This is a genomic window from Mycobacterium sp. M23085 (assembly GCF_045343915.1).
GTDB lineage: Bacteria > Actinomycetota > Actinomycetes > Mycobacteriales > Mycobacteriaceae > Mycobacterium.
This window is the reverse complement of record NZ_CP174280.1, coordinates 1,295,662-1,320,940: the sequence shown is the minus strand read 5'-3', so window position 1 is coordinate 1,320,940 and position 25,279 is coordinate 1,295,662. Positions and strand designations below refer to the sequence as shown.

Here is a 25,279-nt window from a genome sequence, read left to right as displayed (position 1 = left end):
ACCACCTCAACATGTGTCCAAAACGTCGCGAATAAAATTCGACGGCAACCACAATCTCCGCGTCCAGACGGCGGCTCTCACCGCGACGGAAGGCCTGACAACATGACCTCACAAGACCTGACCGGCCGCACCGCGATCATCACCGGCGCGTCGCGCGGAATCGGCCTTGCCACCGCCCAGCAGCTGGCGGCCGCGGGGGCCAATGTGGTGCTGACCGCGCGCAAGCAGGAGGCCGCCGACGAGGCCGCCGCCCAGGTGGGCAAGCAGGCCCTCGGGGTGGGGGCCCACGCGGTCGACGAGGACGCGGCGCGCCGCTGCGTCGAGCTCACGCTGGAGCGTTTCGGCAGCGTCGACATCTTGGTCAACAACGCCGGAACCAACCCGGCCTATGGTCCGCTGATCGACCAGGACCATGCCCGCTTCACCAAGATCTTCGACGTCAACCTGTGGGCCCCGCTGCTGTGGACCTCGCTCGTCGTCAAGTCCTGGATGGGTGAACACGGCGGGTCCATCGTCAACACGGCCTCCATCGGCGGCATGCACCAATCGCCGGCGATGGGCCTGTACAACGCCACCAAGGCCGCGCTGATCCACGCCACCAAGCAACTGGCGCTCGAGCTTTCGCCGCGCGTGCGGGTCAACGCGATATGCCCGGGTGTGGTACGCACCCGGCTGGCCGAGGCGCTGTGGAAGGACCACGAGGACCCGCTGGCGTCGTCGATCGCGCTCGGACGCATCGGGGAGCCGATCGACGTGGCCGCGGCCGTCGCTTTCCTGGTGTCCGACGCGGCGAGCTGGATCACCGGCGAGACCATGGTGATCGACGGCGGCATGTTGCTGGGCGCCGCACAGGGATTCCGGTCCGCACCCGGCGACGGGCAATGACCACCGTCGATGCGGCCGACCTGAGCTGCACGGCGGCATCGGTATGACCTTCGAATATCCGGCACACCTGTAACTCAAGCGGGCCAAGAGCGACCAGCTGGCATTCGGCACCGCCTACCGTCACCGCGCCCGGCTGGCCGAATTGGCGGACCTGCCGGCGTTTTGAGGTCCGGCACCGCCACGCTTGAGCTCGCGATGATTTTTATGCGTGCGCTGGCGAAAGCCGGCCCGCCGCGCAGGAATTTGCTACGAGGTTCGCGCCTCGACCCCCGGCCGACGATAAAGTTTGCCGACCAAGCAGGTGGGAGTGGCGCGAATGCGGGTGTTGCTGTCGGCGTACGACTCGCGCGGCGGCGTCGAACCGTTCGCCGCGCTCGCGGTGCAGCTGCGGGCGCTCGGCGTCGACGCGCGGGTGAGCGCGCCGCCCGACGCCGAATTCGTTGAGCTGCTGGCCCGTGTCGGCGTGCCGCTGCTGCCGTTCGGCGACTCGCTGCGCGCGATGAAGACCGGGGCGATGCCGTCGGAGGCGGACCTGCGCCGGCACCTGAACGGGCTGATCGCCGCGCAATTCGACACCGTGGCCGCCGCGGCACAGGACTGCGATGCGCTGGTGGTGGCCGGCTTCCCGCCGGCCGCCGCGGCGGCCCGATCGGTGAGCGAGAAGCTGGGGATCCGCTACCTCTACGTCAGCTACCAGCCCACCATCTTGCCGTCGCCGCACCACCCGCCGCCGACCTACGCCAACGCGCCGTTGCCGCCCGGCATGATCGACAACCGGATGTTGTGGCAACTCGACGGGCGGCACCTGCAGGAATCGTTCGGCGCGACGCTCAACGGTCACCGGGCGGCACTCGGGCTGCCGCCGCTGGACAATCTGCGCGACTACGCGCTGACCGACTGCCCGTGGCTGGCGACCGATCCGATCCTGGACCCGTGGCAGCCCGGCGACCTCGACGTGGTCCAAACCGGCGCCTGGCTGCTGCGCGACGAACGGCCGCTGCCGGCCGAATTGGCCGAATTCCTCGACGCCGGCGCACCGCCCGTCTATGTGGGCTTCGGCAGCATGCCGATGCGCGCCTCGCAAGACGTCGCGGAGACGGCCATCGAGGCGGTCCGCGGCCAGGGGCGCCGGGCCGTGGTCTCGCGCGGCTGGGCCGGCCTTGCCCCCATCGACGACCGAGACGACTGCTTCACCGTCGGCGAGGTCAACCACCAGGCGCTGTTCGGCCGGGTCGCCGCCGTGGTGCACCACGGCGGGGCGGGCACCACGACGACGGCCGCCTTAGCCGGCGCGCCGCAGGTGGTGGTGCCCCAGGGGGCCGACCAACCCTACTGGGCGAGGCGGGTACGCGACCTTGGCATCGGCGCCGCCCACGACGGTCCCAGCCCGACCATTGAGTCGCTGTCGACCGCGCTCAAGGCTGTGCTGACCGACCCGACCCGCGCCCGGGCGAGATCCGTGGCCGCCACGATCCGCACCGACGGCGCCGCGGTGGCCGCGACGCTGCTGATGACCGCGCTAACGCGGTAACGCCGACGCGAACAACTCGGTCATCGCGTCCCAATGCCGCTCGGCCGCGGCGGCGTCGTAGGGTCCGTTGTCCGGGACCGCGAATCCGTGGCCGGCCGCATACCACTCGATGGTGTGCTCGACGCCGGCCGCCGTCAGCGCCTTGTCCAGCTGTTCGGCGTGATCGGCGGTGAATGACGCGTCGTTCTCGGCGCCACCCACGTACACCGTGGCGTTCATCTTGTCGGCCAGCAGGTGCGGGCTGTCCTCGTTGTCGGTCACCAGGCCGCCGCCGTGGAAGGACGCCGCCGCGGCCACCCGGTCGGGCACCCGACCGGCCACCATGAGCGACGTCCGACCGCCCATGCAGTAGCCGCACACCCCGAATCGCTCGCCGATCACCTCGGGGCGGGCAGCCAGGTAGTCGAAGAACGCGCCGGCGTCGGCGGCCATCCGGTCCGGGGTGACGCTGCCGATCATCGAGAACAGCCGGGCGCGTTCATTGTTGTCGCTGAAGACGGTCGCCATGTCGAACGGCGCCCAGTCCGGTGTTCGGTAGTAGACGTCCGGCAGCAGCACGGCGTAACCGAACCCGGCCAGCTTGGCGGCCATCTGCTGGAATGTGTCGCGCACGCCGCCGGCGTCGGGATACATGACCACTCCGGTCCACGGGACTTGCGATTCGGGACCGTCGGGGGTGAACAGGTGCACCGTGCAGGTGCCATCGGGTGTGGTGACGACGTCGATGATGTTCGGCATGGCACCCGTTCTACTCCGCGCCGCGAAACCGAATACATCCGCGTCGACCCGCCGCGCCCGGCTTCGCCGCGCTCGCGATCGCCGCTATTCTGACGGCGTGCCGATCCCGACGCCCTACGAGGACCTGCTCCGCCGGGTGCTCGAGCAGGGAACGGCCAAATCCGACCGCACCGGGACCGGGACCCGCAGCCTGTTCGGTCAGCAACTGCGCTACGACCTGGCGGCCGGCTTCCCGCTGCTCACCACCAAGAAGGTGCACCTCAAGTCGGTGGTCTACGAATTGCTGTGGTTCCTGCGCGGCGATTCCAACGTCGCCTGGCTGCACCAGCACGGTGTCACCATCTGGGACGAATGGGCAAGTGACACAGGCGATCTCGGACCGATCTACGGTGTGCAGTGGCGGTCCTGGCCGACGCCGTCGGGCGAGCACGTCGATCAGATCAGCGCCGCGCTGGAGCTGCTGCGCACCGATCCCGACTCGCGGCGCATCATCGTGTCCGCCTGGAACGTCGGTGAAATCCCGCAGATGGCGCTGCCGCCGTGTCACGCGTTCTTCCAGTTCTACGTGGCCGACGGGCGGTTGAGCTGCCAGCTCTACCAGCGCAGCGCCGACCTGTTCCTGGGTGTCCCGTTCAACATCGCCAGCTATGCGCTGCTGACGCACATGATGGCGGCCCAGGCGGGTCTCTCGGTCGGCGAGTTCGTGTGGACGGGTGGGGACTGCCACATCTACGAGAACCATGTCGAACAGGTGCGGTTGCAGCTGAGCCGCGAGCCCCGGCCATACCCGCAACTCGTTCTGGGTACCAGGGATTCGATTTTCGATTACACCTACGACGACGTCGTCGTCCAGAACTACGACCCACACCCGGCGATCAAAGCCCCAGTCGCAGTATGAGCCGCGCCGGCGACGATGCGGAGCGAAGCGATGAGGAGGAGCGGCGCACCTCCACGGTGGGTCTGGTGTGGGCTCAGTCGACCTCCGGCGTCATCGGGCGCGGCGGCGGCATCCCCTGGAACGTGCCGGAGGACCTTTCCCGGTTCAAAGAGGTGACCATGGGCCACCCGGTGATCATGGGCCGGCGGACCTGGGAGTCGTTACCGGCGAAGGTGCGCCCCCTGCCGGGCCGGCGCAATGTCGTCCTGTCCCGCGACGCCCGCTTCGTCGCGGAGGGGGCGCGGGTGGCCGGGACCCTGGAGGAGGCCCTCGCCCACGGCGACGGCGGGCCCGAGACGTGGGTCATCGGCGGAGAACAGATTTATTTGCTGGCGCTGCCGTACGCCACCCGCTGCGAGATCACCGAGATCGAGATCGATCTGCGCCGCGACGACGACGATGCGCTGGCCCCGACGCTGGACGACGCCTGGGTGGGGGAAACGGGGGAGTGGCTGGCCAGCCGCTCGGGGCTGCGGTACCGCTTCCACAGCTACCGCCGGGCAGCCGCGCACCCGCTGGCGCCCACGCCCTGACCTGACATACTCGGACGCGGGGGTCGGTCGCACAGGGTGAACCCGGCGTTTGGAGTGAAGGGGGAATTGGCAGTGAAAACCGAACCCGTGAAGACGTTCTCTCGAAAATTCATGGGCTACGACGCGGCCGCGGTCGATGCGCACATCGAGATGCTGACCACCAAGCAGCAGCTGCTGCTTGACGACGTCGAGAGCCTACGGGCCAGGCTGCAGGAATCCGGCGACCAGACGGCCGCGCTGCGCAAGGAAGTTGCCGTGCTGACCGACACCTCGCCGTCGCCGCACGCCGTGCAGCAGCGGATGGCGAAAATGCTGAGCCGCGCTGTCGACGAGGTGGCCGAGATGCAGGCCGAGGCGCGCGCCGAGGCGGATGCGCTGATCGCGGCGGCCGAGGCCGAGGCCGAAGCCGCGGAGCGAAAGCGCGACGAGGTGCTCGCCGACATGGCCGCCCAGCAAAAGGCCCTGGAAGCCGAGTACCAGGAGACCAAGGAAAAGCTCGAGGCCGAACTGGCCAGCCTGCGGGCCGACGCCCAGCAGGCGCGTGAGCAGCTGCTCGCCGAGGCCAAGGAGCGCGCCGACCGGGACCGTGAGGAGGCCCGGCGTGCGGTGGAAGAGGCGAGCCGGCAGCGAATCAAGATTCTCGAGCAGCTGATGGGCGTCTACCGCGATCTGGGGGCGGTTCCGGCCGCTCTCGAATCGGCGTACGAGCAACAAGGCAAACCGGCAAAGGAACCGGTCGGCGCCAGCTGACCTCGCGTCATCGCCGAAGACTGTCCTAGCGGGCAGGTATTCTCGGCGCGTGTCGACCCGCAGGCTATCGCCCGCCCAAGCGCGGCGGATAGCCGTTGCGGCCCAAGGTTTTAACGGCCCAAGGCCCGGTGGTGAGGTCAGCCGGGCGCACCTGAACCGGCTGATCTCCAAAATCCAAGTGCTGCAACTGGATTCGGTCTCGGTGGCGGTGCGGGCACACTACGCTCCGGTGTTCAGCCGGCTCGGCCCCTACGACCGCGCCGTGCTCGACCGCGCCGCCTGGGGCCCGCGGTCGTCGCGGCTGCTGGTGGAATACTGGGCGCACGAGGCCGCGCTGATGGCCGTTGAGGACTGGCCGCTGCTGCGCTGGCGGATGCGCCAGTACCGGCACGGCCGGTGGGGCACCCACATCGTCAAGGCCAACCCGCGGCTGGCCGACGAGATCGTCGCCGCCGTCGCCGAGCTCGGGCCCAGCACCGCGGGGCAGATCGAAGCGCATCTGGCTGCCGAGCCGCGACCGGGTGCACGGCACCCGAAAAAGGTGTGGTGGACCCGCAGCGACACCAAGTGGGTGGCCGAGGCGCTGTTTTCCGCCGGGGTGCTCACCACCGCCACCCGGGTGGGCTTCGCCCGACAGTACGACCTGGTGGAGCGGGTGCTGCCGGCCGCCGTGCTGGCCCGCGAGGTCGACGACGACGAGGCGATCCGCGAACTCACGCTGCGGGCCGCCACCGCGCTGGGCGTAGGCACCGAGGCGGACATCCGCGACTACTTTCGGCTGTCGGCCGCCCAGGTGAAGCCGGCGATCGCCGCGTTGGTGGCCGCAGGCGACATCGAGCCGGTCGACGTCGACGGCTGGCCCGCACCGGCGTACCTGCGCGCGGGCCGCGCGGTGCCCCGCGCCGACCGCGGCACCGCGCTGCTGTGCCCGTTCGACCCGCTCATCTTCTTTCGCCCGCGCGTCGAGCGACTGTTCGAATTCCATTACCGCATAGAGATTTACACCCCGGCCGCCAAGCGGCAGTACGGCTACTACGTGTGGCCGCTGCTGATGGACGGGCGGCTGGTGGCGCGGGTCGACCTCAAGGCCGACCGGGCCGCCAACTCGCTGCGTGTCCTGGGCGCCTTCGGCGAGCCCGATGCGCCGAAGGCCCGCGTCGCCGCCGCACTGGCCGGTGAACTTGGGTCGATGGCGTCTTGGTTGGGGCTGGGCGGATTCAGCGTCGCAGCGCGCGGTGATCTGTCCGGCGAGCTGCGTGCGGCGGCCAAGCGGGTCAGCTGATGACGGCGCCGACGTCCAAGGAGCTCGAGGCCACGCTGTGGAAGGCGGCCGAGAAGCTGCGCGGCTCCCTGTCGGCCGGTCAGTACAAGGACGTGATCCTGGGGCTGGTGTTCCTCAAACACGTCTCCGAATCACACTGGAAAGTGTTGGCGGACAACGTAACATCCGCGCACCTGGGCCGGCTGGCCGACGAGGCCATGGACGCCGTGATGGCGGCGAACCCGGCGCTAGCCGGGACGCTGCCCCGGCTGTACGAAAACCTCGACCGGCGCCGCCTCGCCGAGCTGTTGACCGTGCTCGACCAAGCGCGCTTCGGCGATGCCGGCGGGCGGCCCGGGGACCTGATGGGCGAGGTGTACGAGTATTTCCTGCGCAAGTTCGCCCGCTCGGAGGGGCGGCGGGGCGGCGAGTTCTTCACCCCGGCCAGCGTGGTGCGGCTGCTCGTCGAGGTGCTCGAACCGGCCGGCGGCCGGGTCTATGACCCGTGCTGCGGTTCGGGCGGGATGTTCGTGCAGACCGAACACTTCATCGCCGAGCGCGACGGCGACCCCACCGACGTCGCCGTCTACGGACAGGAGAGTGTCGAGCAGACCTGGCGGATGGCGAAGATGAACCTCGCCGTGCGCGGCATCGACAACTCTGGCCTGGGCGCGCGGTGCGCCGACACGTTCGTCATCGACCAGCACGCGGAGCTGCAGATGGACTATGTGCTGGCCAACCCGCCCTTCAACATCAAGGATTGGGCCCGCGACGAGGACGACCCGCGCTGGCGATTCGGCGTGCCGCACGCGACCAACGCCAATTACGCGTGGATTCAACACATTCTGTCCAAACTGGCCCCGGGCGGCAAGGCCGGCGTGGTGATGGCCAACGGTTCGATGTCGTCGAACGCGTTGGGCGAGGGCAGCATCCGGGCCAGGATCGTCGATGCGGACCTGGTGTCGTGCGTGGTCGCGCTGCCCGCACAGCTGTTTCGCAGCACCGCGATACCGGTGTGTCTGTGGTTCTTCGCCATGGACAAGGCGCACCGATCGGGGCAGGTGCTGTTCATCGACGCGCGCGGCCTGGGCTACCTGGTGGATCGCACCGAGCGCGCATTGACCCGCGAGGAGATCGCCCGGATCGCCCACACCTACCACGCGTGGTCGGGCGCGGCGTCGGCCCTCGGCAAAGGCCTTACCTACCAAGATGTTCCGGGCTTTTGTCGGTCCGTTCCGCTGGACGACATCAAGGCCGCGGGCTACCCGCTGACGCCCGGACGCTACGTGGACCCACCGGCCGCGCCGGACGACGGTGAGCCGGTCGGGGACAAGATCGCGCGGTTGGCCAATGACCTGCTGGCCGCGCTGGACGAATCGAGCCGCGCGGAAACGTTGGTGCGCCGGCAGGTGGAGCGGCTGCGGTGAAGACCGTGCTGGGCGAGCACCTCGACTTCAGCACCGGAAGCAGCGCACCGCGGCGGACGCCCGACGGGCGCGTCCCCGTCTACGGCGCCAACGGGGCGATCGGTTACGCCACCGAACACAATTTCACCGGGCCGCTGATCGTCCTCGGCCGCGTCGGGTCCTACTGCGGCAGCCTGCGCTATTGCGACGCCGATGTCTGGGTCACCGAGAACGCGCTGGTGTGCCGCGCCAAGGACCCGCGCGAGACCCGGTACTGGTATTACGCCCTGCAGACCTGTCGGCTGGCCGATCACCGATCCGGGTCCGGGCAAGCCCTGCTCAACCAGCGGGTCCTCAACGACGTTTCGGTGCGGACCGTCGCGGCGCGGCAACGGCGGCGGATCGCCGAACTGCTCGGTGCCCTCGACGACAAGATCGCCGCCAACGACCGGGTGATCGAGGCGTCCGAACGCCTGATGGTCGCCCTCGCCGAATCGGCGCCGGGTCGCGCGCCGCTGTCGTGCCTGGCCACCCGCTCGACGGCGACCCGCAACGTCAGCGAGTTCGCCGATCGCCTCGCCCACTTCAGCCTGCCGGCGTTCGACGACGGGGCGAAACCCCGCCTGGTCGGCGCCGGGGCGGTGCGCAGCGCCAAGTTGCTGCTGACCGCGCCGTGCGTCCTGTTTGCCAAGCTGAACCCGCGGATCCCGCGGATCTGGAATGTGGTCAGCCTACCGCCGGAAATGGCGCTGGCCAGCACGGAGTTCGTCGTGCTGCGCCCAACGGGCATCGATTCCTCGGCGCTGTGGTCGGCGCTGCGGCAACCGGATGTCGCACGGCGGCTGCAGCAACGGGTCGCCGGAACATCGGGCAGCCACCAGCGAATCCGGCCCCGTGACCTGCTGGACGTACGGGTGCCCGACGTGCGCAGGTTGAGCCCGGCGGTGTTGCGCACCATCACCGGCCTGGGTGCGCTGGGCCATGCGCGCCGCGCCGAAAGCGCGCGGTTGTCGGAATTCCGCGATGCGCTGCTGCCCGGGCTGGTCTGCGGCGAGGTGCGGGTCAGCGACGCCGCGCCGCCGGGCTCAGGCTGACTGCCCGGCTCAGTCTGACTGCCCGGCTTCTCCTCGCGCCACTCCGTGGCGCGCATCGTCGCCGGGCTCAGGCTGATTGCCCGGCTTCTCCTCGCGCCACTCCGTGGCGCGCATCGTCGTCGGGCTAAGGTGAGCGCCGTGGCCGAGATCGCGCCGCTGCGCGTGCAACTGATCGCCAAGACCGACTTCTTGGCGCCCCCGGACGTGCCCTGGGACACCGACGCCGAGGGCGGCCCCGCGCTGGTCGAGTTCGCCGGCCGGGCCTGCTACCAGAGCTGGTCGAAACCCAACCCCAGGACCGCGACCAACGCCGGCTACATCAAGCACATCATCGACGTCGGGCACTTTTCGGTGCTCGAACACGCCAGCGTGTCGTTCTACATCACCGGCATCTCGCGATCGTGCACCCACGAGCTGATCCGGCACCGGCACTTCTCCTATTCGCAGCTGTCGCAGCGCTACGTCCCCAAGAAGGAGTCGCACGTCGTCGTGCCGCCGGGCATGGAGGACGACCCGGAACTGCAGCAGATCCTCGCCGCGGCCGCCGACGCCAGCCGCGCCGCCTACACCGAGTTGCTGGCCAAACTGGAAGCGAAATTCGCCGACCAACCGAATGCGGTGCTGCGCCGCAAGCAGGCCCGCCAGGCTGCCCGCGCCGTGCTGCCCAACGCGACCGAAACCCGCATCGTCGTGACCGGTAACTACCGCGCGTGGCGGCACTTCATCGCCATGCGCGCCAGCGAGCACGCCGACGTCGAAATCCGGCGGCTCGCCATCGAGTGCCTGCGCCGGCTGGCGGGAGTGGCACCCGCGGTGTTCGCCGACTTCGAGATATCCACCCTGGCCGACGGCACCGAGGTCGCGACCAGCCCGCTGGCCACCGAAGCCTGACGCGCGACGCGCGGCACCGCGCGTCTACGTGGATGCAAAATGCCTTGCCGCCGCCAGGTAACCTGAACACCGTGAGCACGGTCGGATTCGACGCCCCAGCGCGGTTGGGAACCGTGCTGACCGCGATGGTCACACCGTTTCGTCCGGACGGCTCCCTGGACACCGCGACCGCCGCGCAGCTGGCCAATCATCTGATCGACGCCGGCTGTGACGGCCTGGTGGTCTCCGGAACCACCGGCGAGTCCCCGACCACCACCGACGACGAGAAGCGCGAGCTGCTGCGCGTCGTGCTGGAGGCCGTCGGCGACCGGGCCCGCGTCATCGCCGGCGCCGGCACCTATGACACCGCCCACAGCGTCCGGTTGGCCCAGGCCTGCGCGGCCGAGGGCGCCCACGGGCTGCTGGTCGTGACGCCGTACTACTCGAAGCCCCCCCAGAGCGGGCTGATCGCGCACTTCACTGCCGTCGCCGACGCGACCGAGTTGCCGGTGGTGCTCTACGACATCCCGCCACGCTCGGTGATACCGATCCAGCCCGACACCATCCGCGCGCTGGCCGCCCACCCGAACATCGTCGGGATCAAGGACGCGAAGGCCGACCTGCACAGCGGCGGCCAGATCATCGCCGAAACCGGCCTCGCCTACTACTCCGGCGACGACGCGCTGAACCTGCCGTGGCTGGCCATGGGTGCCACCGGATTCATCAGCGTGATTTCGCATGTGGCGGCCGGGCAGCTCCGGGAGATGTTGTCGGCCTTCAACTCCGGGGACGTCGCCACAGCCCGCAAGATCAACGCCACCGTCGCCCCGCTGTGCGACGCGATGGGCCGGCTGGGCGGGGTGACAATGTCCAAGGCGGGCCTGCGCCTGCAGGGCATCGACGTCGGCGATCCGCGGTTGCCGCAAATGCCGGCAACACCACAACAACTCGACGCGTTGGCCGCCGATATGCGTGCGGCCTCGGTGCTGCGGTGACTCGAGGAGTTTCCGAGAAGTGGATGTAGACCTCGCCCCGCCAGGCCCCTTGGCCACAGGAGGGTTGCGGGTCACCGCTCTTGGCGGGATCAGCGAAATCGGCCGCAACATGACGGTTTTCGAGCATCTGGGCCGACTGCTGATCATCGACTGCGGCGTGATGTTCCCCACCCACGACGAGCCCGGCGTCGACCTGATCCTGCCGGACCTGCGCCACATCTCCGACCGGCTCGACGACATCGAGGCGCTGGTGCTTACCCACGCCCACGAGGACCACATCGGCGGAATTCCGTTCCTGCTCAAGCTGCGCCCCGACATCCCGGTGGTCGGTTCGAGATTCACCCTGGCGCTGGTCGCCGCGAAGTGCCGCGAACACCGGCTCAAGCCGGTGTTCGTCGAGGTAGCCGAGGGCCAGAAGAGCAGCCACGGCGTGTTCGAATGCCAATACTTCGCCGTCAATCACTCCATCCCCGACGCGCTGGCGATCGCCGTGCACACCGGCGCGGGAACCGTGCTGCACACCGGTGACATCAAGCTCGACCAGCTGCCCCTGGACGGCCGCCCGACCGACCTGCCCGGTATGTCCCGGCTCGGTGATGCCGGGGTGGACCTGTTCCTTTGCGACTCAACCAATTCCGAGCATCCCGGGGTCGGGCCGTCGGAGAGCGAAGTGGGCCCGACGCTGCACCGGCTGATCCGCGGCGCCGACGGCCGCGTCATCGTGGCGTGCTTCGCCTCCAACGTGGACCGGGTGCAGCAGATCATCGATGCGGCAGTCGCTTTGGGTCGGCGGGTGTCGTTCGTCGGCCGATCCATGGTGCGCAATATGGGCATTGCCCGCGAACTCGGATTCCTGCGGGTGGCGGACTCCGACGTGATCGACATCGGCGCCGCCGAGATGATGCCGGCCGACCGCGTGGTGCTGATCACCACCGGCACCCAGGGCGAACCGATGTCGGCGCTGTCGCGGATGTCGCGCGGGGAGCACCGCAGCATCACGCTGACCGCCGGTGACCTGGTGGTGCTGGCGTCGTCGCTGATCCCGGGCAACGAGGAAGCGGTCTACGGCGTCATCGACGAGCTCGCCAAGATCGGGGCCCGCGTCGTCACCAATGCTCAAGCGCGCGTACACGTTTCGGGCCATGCCTACGCCGGGGAACTGTTGTTCCTGTACAACGGCATTCGGCCGCGCCACGTCATGCCCGTGCACGGGACATGGCGCATGCTGCGCGCCAACGCCAAACTGGCGGCGCGCACCGGCGTGCCGGAGGAGTCGATCCTGCTGGCCGAGAACGGCGTGAGTGTCGACCTGGTCGCGGGTAAGGCCTCCATCGCCGGCGCGGTGCCGGTCGGCAAGATGTTCGTCGACGGCCTGATCAACGGCGACGTCGGCGACATCACCTTGGGCGAGCGGCTCATTCTGTCGTCGGGTTTCGTCGCGGTGACCGTGGTGGTGGCGCGCGGCACCGGACGCCCGGTCGCCCCGCCGCACCTGCAGTCGCGCGGATTCTCCGAAGATCCAAAGGCGCTGGAGCCCGCCGTGCGCAGGGTGGAGGCGGAGCTGGAAGCCCTGGCGGCCGACAACATCACCGATCCGAGCCGCATCGCCCAGGGCGTGCGGCGCACCGTCGGCAAGTGGGTGGGCGAGACCTATCGGCGGCAGCCGATGATCGTGCCGACAGTCATCGAGGTCTAGTCAGATCTTCTCGGCGTAGGCCGACCACTCCAGTTGCGAGGCTTTGAGTTTGCGCCCGGTCGGCTCGACATAGCGAGCAGCGAGCTCGTCGGGACCGGCCTGCTCCACCAGCCGCCAGCCATACTCGCCGAGGAACGCGGCGACCTCGTCGGGCTGCAGGCCGAAATGCCACAGCTGCCGCCGCTGGCGCACGGTGCGGTACAGCGTGCGGGTGCCATAGCGGTTGCTGCCGTCGATGAAATCCCTACGGACGTAGGTGAACACCAAACGGCTACCGGGTGCGGTCGCGCGCAGCCCGTCCAGCGTGCGCCGCACGGTCGCCTCGGTGAGGTATTGGGTGACGCCCTCGCAGATGAAGAACACCCGGTAGTCGGTGCGATAGCCGTGCTCGGCGAGCGAGGTGAGCAGGTCGTCATGCTCGAGGTTCAACGCCACCAACCGGACCGACAGCGGCAGCTCTCCGAGCACCCGGCGCACCGTTTTGAACTTCCTCGCGACGTTCACCGGCAGGTCGACCTCGAACACCGGGATGCGGACCCGCCGCGTCAACAGGTAGGCACGGGTGTCCAGGCCCGCCCCGAGGATGACGACGGCGTTGATGTCGTCGAGTGACTCCTTGAGCTTGTCGGCGATGAAGCGCTTGCGGCAGGCCAGGTTCGCCCACAATCCCGGACCGGTGAATTCCGACGCCCGGATCATCAGCCGGCGAACCGGCGCGAACCGAGTCGCCCCGACCAGCCACCGCAGCGGCGCGGGCAGGAACAGCTCGGCGAAGTCGTCGTCGACCAGGCGCCGGCCGGGTGGTTCGTTCTGCTCGACGGCGGCCAGCACCATCGGACCAAATGCCGTCTGTGCAACCGGATTTCGTGCCATGACGGCTACTTGTTCAAGAATCCCGCATCGACCGGCAAGGTCACACCGGTGATGTAGCGCGCCTGGTCGGACACCAGCCACGCCACCGCGTTGGCAATGTCCTCCACATCCAGCACCTCCACCGGCATGGCGTTGCCCATGGCGCCCGGCGTATCCGTCGCGGCGGCCATCTTGGCCAGCCACTCGCGGGTGAACTCGTTGTTGATCATCGGGGTCTCGACGCCGGACGGATGGATCGAGTTGACCCGGATCATCTGCCCGGCAAGCAGATTCGCGTAGATCCGCATCAACCCCACCACGCCGTGTTTGGCGGCGGTGTAGCCGACGGATCCGGCGTCCGGGCTGCCCACCCCGGCCAGCCCGGCACTCGAACTGATCAGGACGATCGAGCCCCCGGTGCCTTGCTTGACCATGGTGGGTATCGCGGCCTTGATGGTGTTGTAGACGCCGGTGAGGTTGACGTCGATGACGTCGTGCCAGCCGTCGTCCCCGGATTGCATGGGGGCGATGCCGGCGTTGGCGACGACGATGTCCAGGCGGCCGAACTCGTCCAGGCCCGCCTGCAACGCCGCCGACAGCGATGCCCGGTCGCGGACGTCGCCCTGCCTGGCGACGATGCGAGCGCCGGTGTCCTCGACCAGTTTCACCGTGGCCGCCAGGTCGTCGGGGGTGGCCAGCGGGTAGGGGACGCTGGCGATCTGGTCGCACAGGTCGACGGCGATGATGTCCGCGCCGTCGGCGGCCAGTCGCATCGCGTGCGCGCGTCCCTGGCCGCGCGCCGCGCCGGTGATGAAGGCGACCTTGCCCCGCAGGGGGCCTTGCGACGAGCGGGCCATCAGGGCCGCAACTGTCCCTTGGCCGGATCCCCCGCCGGCACCGGCTGCAGCATCTTGATGTCGGGGGCCCCGTCCAGGTGCTCGCCGGCCGCGGTGAACATCTTGGTGACCGCCGGCGCGGTGCTGTGCGCCTTGAGCGCCTCGGCGTCGGCCCACTGCTCGACGAAGACGAAGGTCTCGCCCGACTGGTGCAGCGAATAGACCTGGCAGCCCGGCTCGTCGTGCACTTCTTCGACCGCCCGGGTGAGGATGTCGCGAACGGTGTCGACCGAGTCAGGTTTGACAGTCATGGTGGCAACGACGACAACGGGCATTGATGGCCTCCTGGGGCGCTGTGTGGGGGTGACGAGCACGACTTCTGGCAACCGAATGTCACCCTACTCACGCGTGTTACCGGCCGATCCGCCCCATCCGGAGAAGCCGAACCGTTACCAGTGTGGCGGGTGGTGTAGATGATGTCGTTGCGACTACCCTAGCCGTCATGCCCAGTAAGACCGCCGCCCGCTCCGGAAGCCGAACGAGCAGGTCAAAGGCCGCTTCGCGGACTGCCCGGTCCCGAGGCGCCCGCCCGGCGGCGCCCCGCAAGAAGGTCGGCAAGCCCGCCCGCCGGCGTAATCAGGCGCCGCTGGTTTCGGCGGGCCTGGCCTGCGGTCGCGCCGCGCGCACCGTCTGGTTGATGGCGGCCCGCGGGACGGGCGGCGCGGCCCGGTCGATCGGCCGGGCCCACGACATCGACCCGGGGCATCGCCGCGACGGCATCGCGCTGCTGTTGCTGGGCTTTTCGGTGGTGGTCGCCGCGAGTTCGTGGTTCCACGCCGCCGGACCGGTCGGCACCTGGGTCGACACGCTGCTGCGGACCTTCATCGGCGCGGGTGTGCTGGCGCTGCCGGTCGTCACCGCCGCGGTGGCGGTGACCCTGATGCGCACCGAGCCCAACCCGGACGTGCGCCCACGGCTGATCCTGGGCGCCAGCCTGATCACGCTGTCGGTTCTCGGTCTGCGGCACCTGTGGTCGGGGTCGCCGGGGGACCCCGAGGCGCGCCGCCGCGCGGCAGGGTTCATCGGCTTCGCCATCGGCGGCCCGCTGTCCGATGGGCTCACGCCCTGGATCGCCGCGCCGCTGTTGTTCATCGGTTTCATGTTCGGCCTGCTGCTGCTGACCGGAACCACCATCCGCGAGGTGCCGGTGGTGATGCGCAACCTGTTCCACACGCGGTTCGTCGACGAGGACTACGACGACGAGCCCTACGACTATGCGGACGAGTTCGATGACGCCGAGGCGGACCGCGACAACCACGACGAGGCGTCTTTTGCCCCGGACGAGGCGCCGGCGTGGTCGCCGGACGACGATGCCCAGGCCGCGCTGCAGGACGACATTCCCACCGTGCCCGAACCCGCCGTGCAGCCCGCTGTGCAGGCCGCGCGGGGCCGCAAGCGCGGACGCTCGGCGGACAAGCACGACACGATGGAGCTGGACCGGGTCGTCGAGGGCCCCTACACGTTGCCCTCGCTCAGCCTGCTGGTGGCGGGGGATCCGCCCAAGAAACGCAGCGCCGCGAACAACGTGATGGCCGACGCCATCACCGAGGTGCTGACCCAGTTCAAGGTGGACGCGGCCGTCACCGGCTGCACCCGCGGGCCGACCGTCACTCGGTACGAGGTCGAGCTGGGGCCGGGGGTGAAGGTCGAGAAGATCACCGCGCTGCAGAAGAACATCGCCTACGCGGTGGCCACCGAGAGCGTGCGCATGCTGGCCCCGATCCCCGGCAAGTCGGCCGTGGGTATCGAGGTGCCCAACACCGATCGGGAAATGGTGCGGCTGGCCGACGTGCTCACCGCGCCGTCGACCCGGCGCGACCACCACCCGCTGGTGATCGGGCTCGGCAAGGACATCGAGGGCGACTTCATCTCGGCCAACCTGGCCAAGATGCCGCACCTGCTGGTCGCCGGCTCCACCGGCTCCGGTAAGTCGAGCTTCGTCAACTCGATGCTGGTCTCGCTGCTGGCGCGGGCCACCCCGGAAGAGGTCAGGATGATCCTGATCGACCCGAAGATGGTGGAACTCACGCCGTACGAAGGCATTCCGCATCTGATCACCCCGATCATCACCCAGCCGAAGAAGGCCGCGGCCGCGCTGGCCTGGCTGGTCGAGGAGATGGAGCAGCGCTACCAGGACATGCAGGCCTCCCGGGTGCGGCACATCGACGACTTCAACGAGAAGGTCCGCTCCGGCGCCATCACCGCGCCGCTGGGCAGTCAGCGCGAATACCGCCCCTACCCGTATGTGGTGGCGATCGTCGACGAGCTGGCCGACCTGATGATGACGGCGCCGCGCGACGTCGAGGACGCCATCGTGCGGATCACCCAGAAGGCCCGCGCCGCGGGCATTCACCTGGTGCTGGCCACCCAGCGGCCCTCGGTCGACGTCGTCACCGGCCTGATCAAGACCAACGTGCCGTCCCGGCTGGCGTTCGCCACGTCGTCGCTGACCGACAGCCGCGTCATCCTGGACCAGGCGGGCGCCGAAAAGCTGATCGGCATGGGCGACGGTCTGTTCCTGCCGATGGGCGCGGGCAAGCCGATCCGCCTGCAGGGCGCGTTCATCACCGACGAGGAGATCCAGGCCGTCGTCGCCGCCTGCAAGGACCAGGCCGAACCCGAATACACCGAGGGCGTCACCACCGCCAAGCCCACCGGGGAACGCACCGACGTCGATCCCGACATCGGCGACGACATGGACGTGTTCCTGCAGGCCGTCGAGCTGGTGGTGTCCAGCCAGTTCGGCTCGACCTCGATGCTGCAGCGCAAGCTGCGGGTCGGCTTCGCCAAGGCCGGCCGGCTGATGGACCTGATGGAGACCCGCGGCATCGTCGGGCCGTCGGAGGGTTCCAAGGCGCGCGAGGTGCTGATCAAGCCCGACGAACTGGCCGGCACGCTGGCGCTGATCCGGGGCGGAAGCGACGCCGACGGCAGCGACCCCGACGAGTAGTGGCGCCGAGCAGACGCAGAGTCGCACTGTTATCGCCCGTCCCGTGCGATTTTGCGTCTGCTCGCGGCCCTACAGCCGCAACAGCATCCGCGAGTTGCCGAGAATGTTCGGCTTGACGTAGCTGAGGTCCAGGAACTCGGCGACACCGATGTCGTAGGAGCGGCACATCTCCTCGAACACCTCGGCGGTGACGGGCGTGCCCTCGATCTCGGTGAACCCGTGCCGGGCGAAGAACTCGGTTTCGAACGTCAACACGAACAGCCGTTTGAGCTCCAGCTCGCGGGCGACTTCCAGCAGCCGGTCGACGATTGCGTGGCCGATGCCGTGACCGGTCATCGCCGGGGCGACCGCGACGGTGCGAACCTCGCCGAGGTCTGACCACATCACGTGTAGCGCGCCGCAGCCGACCACCTCGCCTGGAGAGTCCGGGTGCTCGGCCACCCAAAACTCCTGGACCGCCTCGTACAGCGTCACCAGGTTCTTCTCTAGCAGGATCTTTCCCGCGTAGGTGTCGACAAGGTGCTTGATCGCCGGAACGTCGGACGTTCGCGCGCGCCGAACCAGCGGCCGGGGACGCTGCGGACTTCTGCTCACGGCTAACAGTATCGACATCTCGGACGGCCGTGCTGGTCAACCGTTATTCTGTTGCGGTGTCGGGGCAGCCGCAGACGGGTCCGTTGACCGGACCGCCGGGCCGCGCAAACATCGCGAACCTGGCCAACACGCTGACCCTGTTGCGGCTCGTGCTGGTGCCCATCTTCCTGCTCGCCCTGTTCGGCGGTGACGGCCACCAAAACGGTTTCCGGGTGGTGGCTTTCGTCATTTTCGCGGCCGCCTGCATCACCGATCGGCTGGACGGCCTGTTGGCCCGCAACTACGGCATGGCTACCGAATTCGGCGCGTTCGTCGATCCGATCGCGGACAAGACGCTGGTGGGGTCGGCGCTGATCGGGCTCTCGATGCTCGGCGAACTGCCGTGGTGGGTGACCGTGCTGATCCTGGTCCGCGAAGTCGGGGTCACCGTGCTGCGATTGGCCGTCATTCGCCGCGGCGTCATACCGGCCAGCTGGGGCGGCAAGCTCAAAACGGTGGTGCAGGTGCTGGCCATCGGGTTGTTCGTGCTGCCCTGGGCGGGCACCCCGGGGCCGTTCCGGGTGGCCGCGGCGGTGGTGATGGGCGCGGCGATCGTGCTGACGGTGATCACCGGCATCGACTACGTCGTGTCGACCGTCCGGGAAATGCGCCGCACGCGGGGCTGATTCCGGCGGCACCGCGCGGGAACCAGACCACCGCCGTCGGCGTTCACCTAGTGAGCACCTGCCGGAGGCTAGCTGAGTACGTGCCGCGCAGGGCCGACTGGACGAAGGAGGGCGGGATGCCGCCATTGGTGCGCGAGGTCATCGGCGACGTGCTGCGCGAGGCCCGCACGACACAGGACCGGACACTGCGCGAGGTCTCCGATTCGGCGCGGGTGAGCCTCGGATACCTGTCCGAGGTGGAACGCGGACGCAAGGAGCCCTCCAGCGAGCTGCTGAACGCGATCTGCGACGCGCTGGACGTCCCGCTGTCCTCGGTTCTCACCCACGCCGGCGAACGGATGGCCAGCGAGGAGCGGGCGGCCGTCGGCGCGGCCACCGACGGCGCGAGCGGCACCAGCATCAAGGTCGTCATCCCGCCGGTGGGGTCGTTGGCGCTGGCCTGAGCGCCGGGCACCGATCCCGCGTAAGGGGTGGGGCGATCGGCGCCGACCCACTAAATTGAGCGACAGGCACGGAGCCCGCTCAGGCCCATCCGGGGACCATCCGGATCCTCAAGAAGCGAAGGTGGAGCTAACTCATGGCCAATCCGTTCGTCAAGGCGTGGAAGTACCTCGCGGCGCTGTTCAACGCCAAGATCGACGAGCACGCCGACCCCAAGGTGCAGATCCAGCAGGCCATCGAGGAAGCGCAACGCACGCATCAGGCGCTGACCCAGCAGGCCGCGCAGGTTATCGGCAACCAGCGGCAACTCGAGATGCGGCTCAACCGTCAACTGGCCGACGTGGAGAAGCTGCAGGTCAACGTGCGTCAGGCGTTGACGCTGGCCGACCAGGCCACCGCGTCCGGTGACGCCGCGAAGGCCACCGAGTACAACAACGCCGCCGAGGCGTTCGCCGCCCAGCTGGTAACCGCCGAGCAGAGCGTCGAAGACCTCAAGACGCTGCACGACCAGGCGCTGGGCGCGGCAGCGCAGGCCAAGAAGGCCGTCGAACAGAACGCCATGGTGCTGCAGCAGAAGATCGCCGAGCGCACCAAGCTGCTCAGCCAACTCGAGCAGGCCAAGATGCAGGAGCAGGTGAGCGCCTCGCTGCGGTCGATGAGCGATCTCGCCGCCCCCGGCAACGTGCCCAGCCTGGACGAGGTGCGCGACAAGATCGAGCGCCGCTACGCCAACGCAATCGGGGCCGCCGAGCTCGCCCAGGGTTCGGTGCAGGGCCGGATGCTCGAGGTCGAGCAGGCCGGGGTGCAGATGGCCGGTCACTCCCGGCTCGAGCAGATCCGCGCCTCGATGCGCGGTGAAGCCCTGCCGACCGGCGGAACCCCGGCCGCGGGAACCACTCCCGCACCCGCGGAGAGCGCCGGCGGCCCGGTCACCGAGAAGCCGCTTGGCCAGTAGCCGAAGTGTCATGGCGGTGAAAGCGTCGCAGCCCGGTGTGTGGCGCGCGTTGCTGCACCGCGGACTGGCCACCGCCGCCGACCTTTCCGACCTGGTGGCCCGCCGGCTCAGCGCGGCCGCGGATCCGCGGGCCCGCCAGCTGCGTCGCCGCCGCCGCGCACTGCGCTGGGGCCTGATCTTCAGCGCGGGATGTGTGTTCTGGGCGGCGGTGACGATGCTGCTGGCGGCCTGGGGATGGTTCGCGCTACTGCTGGAAATCACCGGCGGCGTCGCGGTTCTGATGGCCATCCCGGCGACGCTGTTGCTGCTGCGCTATCGCTGGCTGCGGTCCGAGCCGTTGCCGGCGCCCCGGACCGTCAACGTGCGCCGGCTGCCGCCGCCGGGCTCGGCGGCGCGCCCCGCGATGTACGCGCTGGGCGCCTCCGAGCGCGGCTTTTCCTCCCTGATCGCCGTGATCGAGCGGGGCGCGATGTTGCCGACCGCCGAGATCCGCGACCTGACCGCGGCCGCCGCCCGGACCTCGGCGGCCATGGCGTCCACCGCCGCGCAGGTGGTGTCGATGGAACGGGCGGCGCAGGCCAGTGCGGAGTCCCGGTCGTATCTGGTGCCCACCATCAACGCGTTCACCGCGCAGCTGTCCGCCGGTGTTCGCCAGTACAACGAGACGGTCACCGCGGCAGCGCAATTGGTGTCCTCGGCGAACGGCGACGGATCCACCGCGTCGCAGCATTACCGCGCCGAGCTGGCCGGGGCCACCGATCGCCTGCTCGGTTGGGCGCAGGCGTTCGACGAACTCGGCGGCCTGCGCGGGGCCGGCTAGTGTTGTGAGTCGTTAATTCGCTTGCAGTAGTTGGCGATGGATTCGAGGATTTGATCGGCGGTCTTGGTCCAGACGTAGGGGCGCGGGTTGTCGTTCCAGGTGTCGATCCAGGCGCGGATGTCGGTGTTGAGTTGGCGCACCGAGGTGTGGGTGCCACGGCGCAGTTTTTTGGTGGTCAGTTCGGCGAACCAGCGCTCGACGAGGTTGAGCCAGCTTGAGCTGGTCGGGGTGAAGTGCAACACGAAGCGTGGGTGAGCGTTCAGCCAGCGTTTGACCTGCGGTGTTTTGTGCGTGGAGGCATTGTCCAAGACGACATGGCAGTCCAAGTCGGCAGGCACCGCGGTGTCGATCTTCTTGAGGAAGGCCAGAAATTCCTGGGCGCGGTGACGCGAGTGCAGGGCACCGATGACCTGGCCGGTGGCCAGATCCAGGGCGGCATACAAGCTCGAGGTGCCATGGCGGACGTAGTCGTGGCTGGCTCGCGCCGGCGTGCCGGGCAGCATCGGGAACACCGGTGCGGTGCGGTTGAGGGCCTGGATCTGGGTTTTCTCATCCACGCACAACACCACCGCCCGCTCGGGTGGGTTCAGATACAACCCGACGACGTCACGGACCTTCTGGACAAACAGCGGGTCTTTGGACAGCTTCCACGAATCCTGTTTGTGCGGAGCCAATCCGAACGCCCGCCACACCCGCGAGACCATCGACTGGCTCAAACCCAGATGCTCGGCCATCGACCGCGTCGACCAGTGCGTGGCATCGGGGGGCGTGGTCTCTAGCGTCGCGGTGATCAACGCTTCAATCCGCTCATCACCGACCACCCGGGGCCGGCCCGGGCGCGGCTCGTCGAGCAATCCCTCCAGGCGGTCAGCGGCAAAGCGATTACGCCACTTGGTCACCATTCCCCGCGTGATACCCAGATCGCGTGCTACCGCGGTATTACTCGAATCCCCTTCGCAGGCAAGCACAATCCGCGAGCGCAAGGCCAACGCCTGGGCGCTCTTGGGGCGGCGCGCCCATCCCTGCAACTGCTCACGTTCCTCATCGGTCAACACCACGGGCACAGCAATCGGACTCGGCACACCCCAAGTCTACCCAGTGATCGCGAATTAACGACTCGCGACACTAGGTGTTAACGGTCAGAACGTCGCTCTCAGTGACGGCACTACCAGCGCCGCCAGGCCGCGCGCGGTGGCCTTGAGCATGTCGAAGAAGTCGAAGTAGTCCCGCCACAACGTGATTCGCCCATTCTGAACTTCGAACACGCCGCACACCCAGAACTGCAGCCGCAGCGGGCCGAAGATCAGCGCGTCGGTGCGTTCGGTCAGCACCGCGCCGCCGTCAGCGGCGATGCGATGGATCTTCACCTCGAAGGCGGCGCGGCCCTCCATCTGGCGGAACAGCTTGATGGCCCTGGCCCGGCCATGGATGGTGGGCAGGCCGACGTTTTCGTAGACGAGATCGTCGGCCAGCGCGGCGTCGGCGGCGTCGTAGTCGCCGTCCTGCAGGGCGTTCAGGAATCCTTCGACCGTGCGGATGTTCGCAACGGTTGTCCCAGTCAGCTCGGTCATCTTGCCAGCGTAGGCGCGTGGCGGCCGGGCGCTGTGGCAGGGTAAGCACGATGCGCGTCGCGGTGGTCGCCGGGCCGGATCCCGGGCACTCGTTCCCGGCGATCGCGCTGTGCCGGCGCTTCGCCGAAGCGGGTGACGAGCCCACGCTGTTCACCGGCCCCGAATGGCTGGACACCGCCCGCGCCGCCGGCATCGACGCCGTCGCGCTGGACGGGCTGGCGGCCACCGACGACGACGTCGACGCCGGGGCCAGGATCCACCGGCGCGCCGCGCGGATGGCGGTGCTCAACGTCCCCGCGCTGCGCGAATTGGCGCCCGACCTGGTGGTGTCCGACGTCATCACCGCCGGCGGCGGCATGGCCGCCGAGCTGTTGGGCATCCCCTGGATCGAACTCAACCCGCACCCGCTGTATCTGCCGTCCAAGGGGCTACCGCCGATCGGCAGTGGGCTGGCGCCGGGCACCGGCATCCGGGGCCGGCTGCGCGATGCCACGATGCGCGCGCTGACCGCGCGTTCCGTGCGCGCCGGCCTGCAACAGCGCGCGAACTCCCGGGTCGAGATCGGGCTGCCGGCACGCGATCCCGGGCCGCTGCGGCGGCTGATCGCGACGCTGCCCGCGCTGGAGGTTGCCCGCCCGGACTGGCCCGCCGAGGCCGTCGTCGTCGGGCCGTTGCACTTCGAACCGACCGATCGGATCCTCGAGGTCCCCTCGGGCGCCGGACCGGTGGTGGTCATCGCGCCGTCGACCGCCCTGATCGGCACCCAGGGCCTCGCCGAGGTCGCGCTGGGCTGCCTGACGCCGGGGCAGACCCTGCCGGCGGACTCGCGCCTGCTGGTGTCGCGGTTGGACGGACCGGAACTGCCGGTGCCGCCCTGGGCGGCGGTCGGGCTGGGACGGCAGGACGAGCTGCTGGCGCACGCCGACCTGGTGATCTGCGGCGGCGGCCACGGCATGGTGGCCAAGACGCTGCTGGCCGGCGTGCCGCTGGTGGTGGTGCCCGGCGGCGGCGACCAGTGGGAGATCGCCAACCGGGTGCAGCGCCAGGGCAGCGCGCGGCTGATCCGGCCGCTGAGCGCCGACGCGCTGGTGGCCGCGGTCAACGAGGTGCTGTCGTCGCCGGGCTACCGGGCGGCGGCGCGGACGGCGGCCGCCGGCATCGCCGACGTCGCCGATCCGGTCCGGGTATGTCGCGACGCGCTGGCGGTGGCCGGATGATCCGCTGCGCGCCGCCCGGGCCGACTTATGCTTCGGCGGGAGGCACCCGAATGAGGATCAGCACGACAATCGCCGCCGGCGCCCTGCTGGCGGCCTCGCTGGCCGGCCCATTGGCCGGCGCCGCCGTCGCGCATGCCGACAGTCCCGAGGAACAGCAGGCATGCCGGTTGATGGACGATCCGGCCGCCGCCGAACAGGGGTTCGCCCCGGCCGAATACGCGTTCATGCAGTTGCGCGCCACCATGTCGGCCCAACGCGCGCGAGACGTGATGTCCATCGCGGCCCAGGAGGACTGCCCCAACCACATCATCGACCTGCCGGCCAGCTGGAGGTAGCGGGCGTCGCGCTCAGGTGTCCGATGAATGCGGGCTGGGTATCTTGACTGACGTGCGGCTAACGGAGTTTCACGAGCGGGTGGTGCTGCGCTTCGGCACCACCTACGGATCGTCGGTCTTGCTGGATCACGTGTTGACCGGGTTCGGTGGACGCACGGCCGCCCAGGCCATCGAGGCGGGAATTGAGCCCCGCGATGTCTGGCGGGCGTTGTGTGTGGACTTCGACGTGCCTCGGGATCAGTGGTGATCCCGACGCACTATTCGTATCCCGGGTAGGCGTGCTGCCGCAGCACGATGCCGCTGCGGCTGAGGACATCGGGGCCAGGTACCCCGGGGCGCCACGCCAAACGACGCCCGCTTTCCTCCGATCGGCCTACCGCCGGGTCCGGTGCAGCACGCAGTCGCCACACAGGGAGCCCCCCGGCAGGCGATAGAAGAGGCAGCAGCTGCGGCGCCGGAAGCCCAGCTGCGGGCCGGTGACGACGCCGGACCCGGCCAGCACGCCGGTGCCCAGCAGCGACCGGACCGTCTCGACGATGGCGCAGCGCAGGTCCGGCCGCGCCGACAGCAGGGCCGCTGCGGCGCCCACCAGCGCGGAGGCGATGTTGCCCGCGAGCAGGGCGGGCGCCAGCTTGACCGGCAGGCCGGCGCCGAGCGGCCGCATGTGCTCGCTCACCACGATCCGGTACAGCATGTTCGCCGCGGGCGAGGTGACGGGTTTCCCGACGGGTGTGGGCAGTCGTAGCTGGGCACCGTCGTCGGCGCGTTGCAGGCCCTCGAGGTCGGGGACGACGCCATGGCCGATCGCGCACGCGAGCACCGGTGACCACAGCCGGGTGGCGTGGGAGAGGTGCACCAGTGACGCGCCGATCCGCCGATCGGTGGTGCGGTAGCGCCGGATGGTTGCATCGATCAGGTCGGCGTAGCCGTCGGCGTAGGACTGTCCGACCGGATGCCATCCCGCCGCGTCGCCACCCACGGTCAGAGCGAAAAAGCCTCCGTAGGAAGCTATTTCGGCCAGCTGAGCGGAGATGTCCATGGCTTCGCGACCGCCTCTCGGGGAAATCCGCCCCGGTTGTGGTGAGGATGCGTCGACGGCGAGTATCTGGCTCTCTCGCCGGGCGTGCCCTTCGAGATCACAGTGGCGGGACCGCACCGGAGTCACACCGGTTTCCTCGGACCTTCCGGCTGAAGGCCCGTTGGCGCCGTTCGGCAGCAGATGTTGCCACACGCGACGGGGAGAACGGCGTGTCGAACTTGAATCGAACACCTGTTCGGCTACTGTGG

General features: G+C 69.2%; 27 protein-coding genes, 1 pseudogene and 1 riboswitch. Of the genes and pseudogenes, 20 read left to right on the top strand and 8 right to left on the bottom strand.

Annotated elements, in window-relative coordinates:
• Positions 1–102 precede the first annotated feature (102 nt).
• The 3 genes and pseudogenes from ACIUM1_RS05775 (at position 103) to ACIUM1_RS05765 (ending at position 2,416) form a co-directional block, all read left to right on the top strand.
• Entirely contained in the window at positions 103–885 is a 783-nt protein-coding gene (locus tag ACIUM1_RS05775; protein WP_406816283.1) for an SDR family oxidoreductase, read from the top strand.
• A 22-nt stretch (positions 886–907) separates the two neighbouring features.
• A pseudogene (locus tag ACIUM1_RS05770) lies at positions 908–1,051 on the top strand (acyl-CoA dehydrogenase); the annotation flags it as partial.
• Between the two features lie 150 nt (positions 1,052–1,201).
• Entirely contained in the window at positions 1,202–2,416 is a 1,215-nt protein-coding gene (locus tag ACIUM1_RS05765; RefSeq protein ID WP_406817550.1) for a glycosyltransferase, read from the top strand.
• Here ACIUM1_RS05765 and ACIUM1_RS05760 read toward each other — a convergent pair.
• A complete protein-coding gene (locus tag ACIUM1_RS05760) occupies positions 2,405–3,154 on the bottom strand; it encodes a dienelactone hydrolase family protein (protein WP_406816282.1) in 750 nt (249 codons plus the stop codon). The two genes, ACIUM1_RS05765 and ACIUM1_RS05760, sit on opposite strands and share 12 nt — an antisense overlap.
• A gap of 97 nt (positions 3,155–3,251) precedes the next feature.
• Between ACIUM1_RS05760 and ACIUM1_RS05755 the strand changes: the two genes are divergently transcribed.
• The 9 genes from ACIUM1_RS05755 (at position 3,252) to ACIUM1_RS05715 (ending at position 12,696) form a co-directional block, all read left to right on the top strand.
• Positions 3,252–4,052 (top strand): thymidylate synthase, encoded by an 801-nt coding sequence (locus ACIUM1_RS05755; RefSeq protein WP_406816281.1) that lies wholly within the window; start codon positions 3,252–3,254, stop codon positions 4,050–4,052.
• Entirely contained in the window at positions 4,049–4,624 is a 576-nt protein-coding gene (locus ACIUM1_RS05750) for a dihydrofolate reductase (protein ID WP_406816280.1), read from the top strand. Before ACIUM1_RS05755 ends, ACIUM1_RS05750 begins: the two co-directional genes overlap by 4 nt.
• 111 nt (positions 4,625–4,735) lie before the next feature.
• Positions 4,736–5,374: a cell division protein DivIVA gene (locus tag ACIUM1_RS05745; protein WP_406817549.1), complete on the top strand. Its 639-nt coding sequence runs from the start codon at positions 4,736–4,738 to the stop codon at positions 5,372–5,374.
• A gap of 49 nt (positions 5,375–5,423) precedes the next feature.
• Positions 5,424–6,656, top strand: coding sequence for a winged helix-turn-helix domain-containing protein (locus ACIUM1_RS05740; RefSeq protein WP_406816279.1), 1,233 nt, complete (start codon positions 5,424–5,426; stop codon positions 6,654–6,656).
• Positions 6,656–8,062, top strand: a complete 1,407-nt coding sequence (locus ACIUM1_RS05735) for a type I restriction-modification system subunit M (RefSeq protein WP_406816278.1) — start codon at positions 6,656–6,658, stop codon at positions 8,060–8,062. Before ACIUM1_RS05740 ends, ACIUM1_RS05735 begins: the two co-directional genes overlap by 1 nt.
• Positions 8,059–9,135 (top strand): restriction endonuclease subunit S, encoded by a 1,077-nt coding sequence (locus ACIUM1_RS05730; RefSeq protein ID WP_406816277.1) that lies wholly within the window; start codon positions 8,059–8,061, stop codon positions 9,133–9,135. The genes ACIUM1_RS05735 and ACIUM1_RS05730 overlap by 4 nt, the downstream gene beginning before the upstream one ends.
• Positions 9,136–9,273: 138 nt before the next feature.
• Positions 9,274–10,026 (top strand): FAD-dependent thymidylate synthase, encoded by a 753-nt coding sequence (thyX, locus tag ACIUM1_RS05725; RefSeq protein ID WP_406816276.1) that lies wholly within the window; start codon positions 9,274–9,276, stop codon positions 10,024–10,026.
• Positions 10,027–10,097: 71 nt separating this feature from the next.
• Positions 10,098–11,000, top strand: coding sequence for a 4-hydroxy-tetrahydrodipicolinate synthase (dapA, locus tag ACIUM1_RS05720; protein ID WP_406816275.1), 903 nt, complete (start codon positions 10,098–10,100; stop codon positions 10,998–11,000).
• 19 nt (positions 11,001–11,019) lie between these two features.
• A complete protein-coding gene (locus tag ACIUM1_RS05715; RefSeq protein ID WP_406816274.1) occupies positions 11,020–12,696 on the top strand; it encodes a ribonuclease J in 1,677 nt (558 codons plus the stop codon).
• Here the strand turns inward: ACIUM1_RS05715 and ACIUM1_RS05710 are convergent, their stop codons facing one another.
• The 3 genes from ACIUM1_RS05710 to ACIUM1_RS05700 are packed head-to-tail and all read right to left on the bottom strand — an operon-like array spanning position 12,697 to position 14,719.
• Positions 12,697–13,569, bottom strand: a complete 873-nt coding sequence (locus ACIUM1_RS05710; RefSeq protein WP_406816273.1) for an SAM-dependent methyltransferase — start codon at positions 13,567–13,569, stop codon at positions 12,697–12,699.
• Between the two features lie 5 nt (positions 13,570–13,574).
• Positions 13,575–14,405 (bottom strand): mycofactocin-coupled SDR family oxidoreductase, encoded by an 831-nt coding sequence (locus tag ACIUM1_RS05705; RefSeq protein ID WP_406816272.1) that lies wholly within the window; start codon positions 14,403–14,405, stop codon positions 13,575–13,577.
• Complete coding sequence (locus ACIUM1_RS05700; protein ID WP_406816271.1) at positions 14,405–14,719, bottom strand: putative quinol monooxygenase; 315 nt, start codon at positions 14,717–14,719, stop codon at positions 14,405–14,407. Before ACIUM1_RS05700 ends, ACIUM1_RS05705 begins: the two co-directional genes overlap by 1 nt.
• Before the next feature lie 167 nt (positions 14,720–14,886).
• Between ACIUM1_RS05700 and ACIUM1_RS05695 the strand changes: the two genes are divergently transcribed.
• Positions 14,887–17,394 (top strand): DNA translocase FtsK 4TM domain-containing protein, encoded by a 2,508-nt coding sequence (locus tag ACIUM1_RS05695; protein WP_406816270.1) that lies wholly within the window; start codon positions 14,887–14,889, stop codon positions 17,392–17,394.
• A gap of 69 nt (positions 17,395–17,463) precedes the next feature.
• Here the strand turns inward: ACIUM1_RS05695 and ACIUM1_RS05690 are convergent, their stop codons facing one another.
• Positions 17,464–18,006, bottom strand: coding sequence for an amino-acid N-acetyltransferase (locus ACIUM1_RS05690; protein WP_406816269.1), 543 nt, complete (start codon positions 18,004–18,006; stop codon positions 17,464–17,466).
• Between the two features lie 38 nt (positions 18,007–18,044).
• On the opposite strand from ACIUM1_RS05690, the gene pgsA reads away from it, so the two are divergent.
• The 4 genes from pgsA (at position 18,045) to pspM (ending at position 20,869) form a co-directional block, all read left to right on the top strand.
• Positions 18,045–18,653: a CDP-diacylglycerol--glycerol-3-phosphate 3-phosphatidyltransferase gene (gene pgsA, locus ACIUM1_RS05685; RefSeq protein ID WP_406816268.1), complete on the top strand. Its 609-nt coding sequence runs from the start codon at positions 18,045–18,047 to the stop codon at positions 18,651–18,653.
• A 116-nt stretch (positions 18,654–18,769) separates the two neighbouring features.
• A complete protein-coding gene (locus ACIUM1_RS05680) occupies positions 18,770–19,096 on the top strand; it encodes a helix-turn-helix domain-containing protein (protein ID WP_406816267.1) in 327 nt (108 codons plus the stop codon).
• A 134-nt stretch (positions 19,097–19,230) separates the two neighbouring features.
• Positions 19,231–20,049, top strand: coding sequence for a phage shock protein PspA (gene pspA, locus ACIUM1_RS05675; protein WP_406816266.1), 819 nt, complete (start codon positions 19,231–19,233; stop codon positions 20,047–20,049).
• 10 nt (positions 20,050–20,059) lie between these two features.
• Positions 20,060–20,869 carry a phage shock envelope stress response protein PspM gene (pspM, locus tag ACIUM1_RS05670; RefSeq protein ID WP_406816265.1) on the top strand — a complete coding sequence of 270 codons (810 nt, stop codon included), beginning with the start codon at positions 20,060–20,062 and terminating at the stop codon, positions 20,867–20,869.
• Here the strand turns inward: pspM and ACIUM1_RS05665 are convergent.
• On the bottom strand, positions 20,866–21,951 hold the full coding sequence (locus ACIUM1_RS05665; protein WP_406816264.1) for an IS630 family transposase: 1,086 nt from the start codon (positions 21,949–21,951) through the stop codon (positions 20,866–20,868). The two genes, pspM and ACIUM1_RS05665, sit on opposite strands and share 4 nt — an antisense overlap.
• A 57-nt stretch (positions 21,952–22,008) precedes the next feature.
• A complete protein-coding gene (locus tag ACIUM1_RS05660) occupies positions 22,009–22,440 on the bottom strand; it encodes a limonene-1,2-epoxide hydrolase (RefSeq protein WP_406816263.1) in 432 nt (143 codons plus the stop codon).
• Positions 22,441–22,490: 50 nt separating this feature from the next.
• Between ACIUM1_RS05660 and ACIUM1_RS05655 the strand changes: the two genes are divergently transcribed.
• The 3 genes from ACIUM1_RS05655 to ACIUM1_RS05645 are packed head-to-tail and all read left to right on the top strand — an operon-like array spanning position 22,491 to position 24,239.
• Positions 22,491–23,657 (top strand): glycosyltransferase, encoded by a 1,167-nt coding sequence (locus ACIUM1_RS05655; protein WP_406816262.1) that lies wholly within the window; start codon positions 22,491–22,493, stop codon positions 23,655–23,657.
• Positions 23,658–23,707: 50 nt separating this feature from the next.
• Complete coding sequence (locus ACIUM1_RS05650; protein WP_406816261.1) at positions 23,708–23,992, top strand: hypothetical protein; 285 nt, start codon at positions 23,708–23,710, stop codon at positions 23,990–23,992.
• Positions 23,993–24,044: 52 nt separating this feature from the next.
• The gene (locus tag ACIUM1_RS05645; protein WP_406816260.1) at positions 24,045–24,239 is read left to right on the top strand and encodes a DUF3046 domain-containing protein; all 195 of its coding nucleotides are present in this window, start codon (positions 24,045–24,047) and stop codon (positions 24,237–24,239) included.
• A 126-nt stretch (positions 24,240–24,365) separates the two neighbouring features.
• Here ACIUM1_RS05645 and ACIUM1_RS05640 read toward each other — a convergent pair whose 3' ends face one another.
• Positions 24,366–25,031: a (2Fe-2S)-binding protein gene (locus ACIUM1_RS05640; RefSeq protein WP_406816259.1), complete on the bottom strand. Its 666-nt coding sequence runs from the start codon at positions 25,029–25,031 to the stop codon at positions 24,366–24,368.
• Positions 25,032–25,070: 39 nt separating this feature from the next.
• A riboswitch (cobalamin riboswitch) is annotated at positions 25,071–25,217 on the bottom strand.
• Between the last annotated feature and the right edge of the window lie 62 nt (positions 25,218–25,279).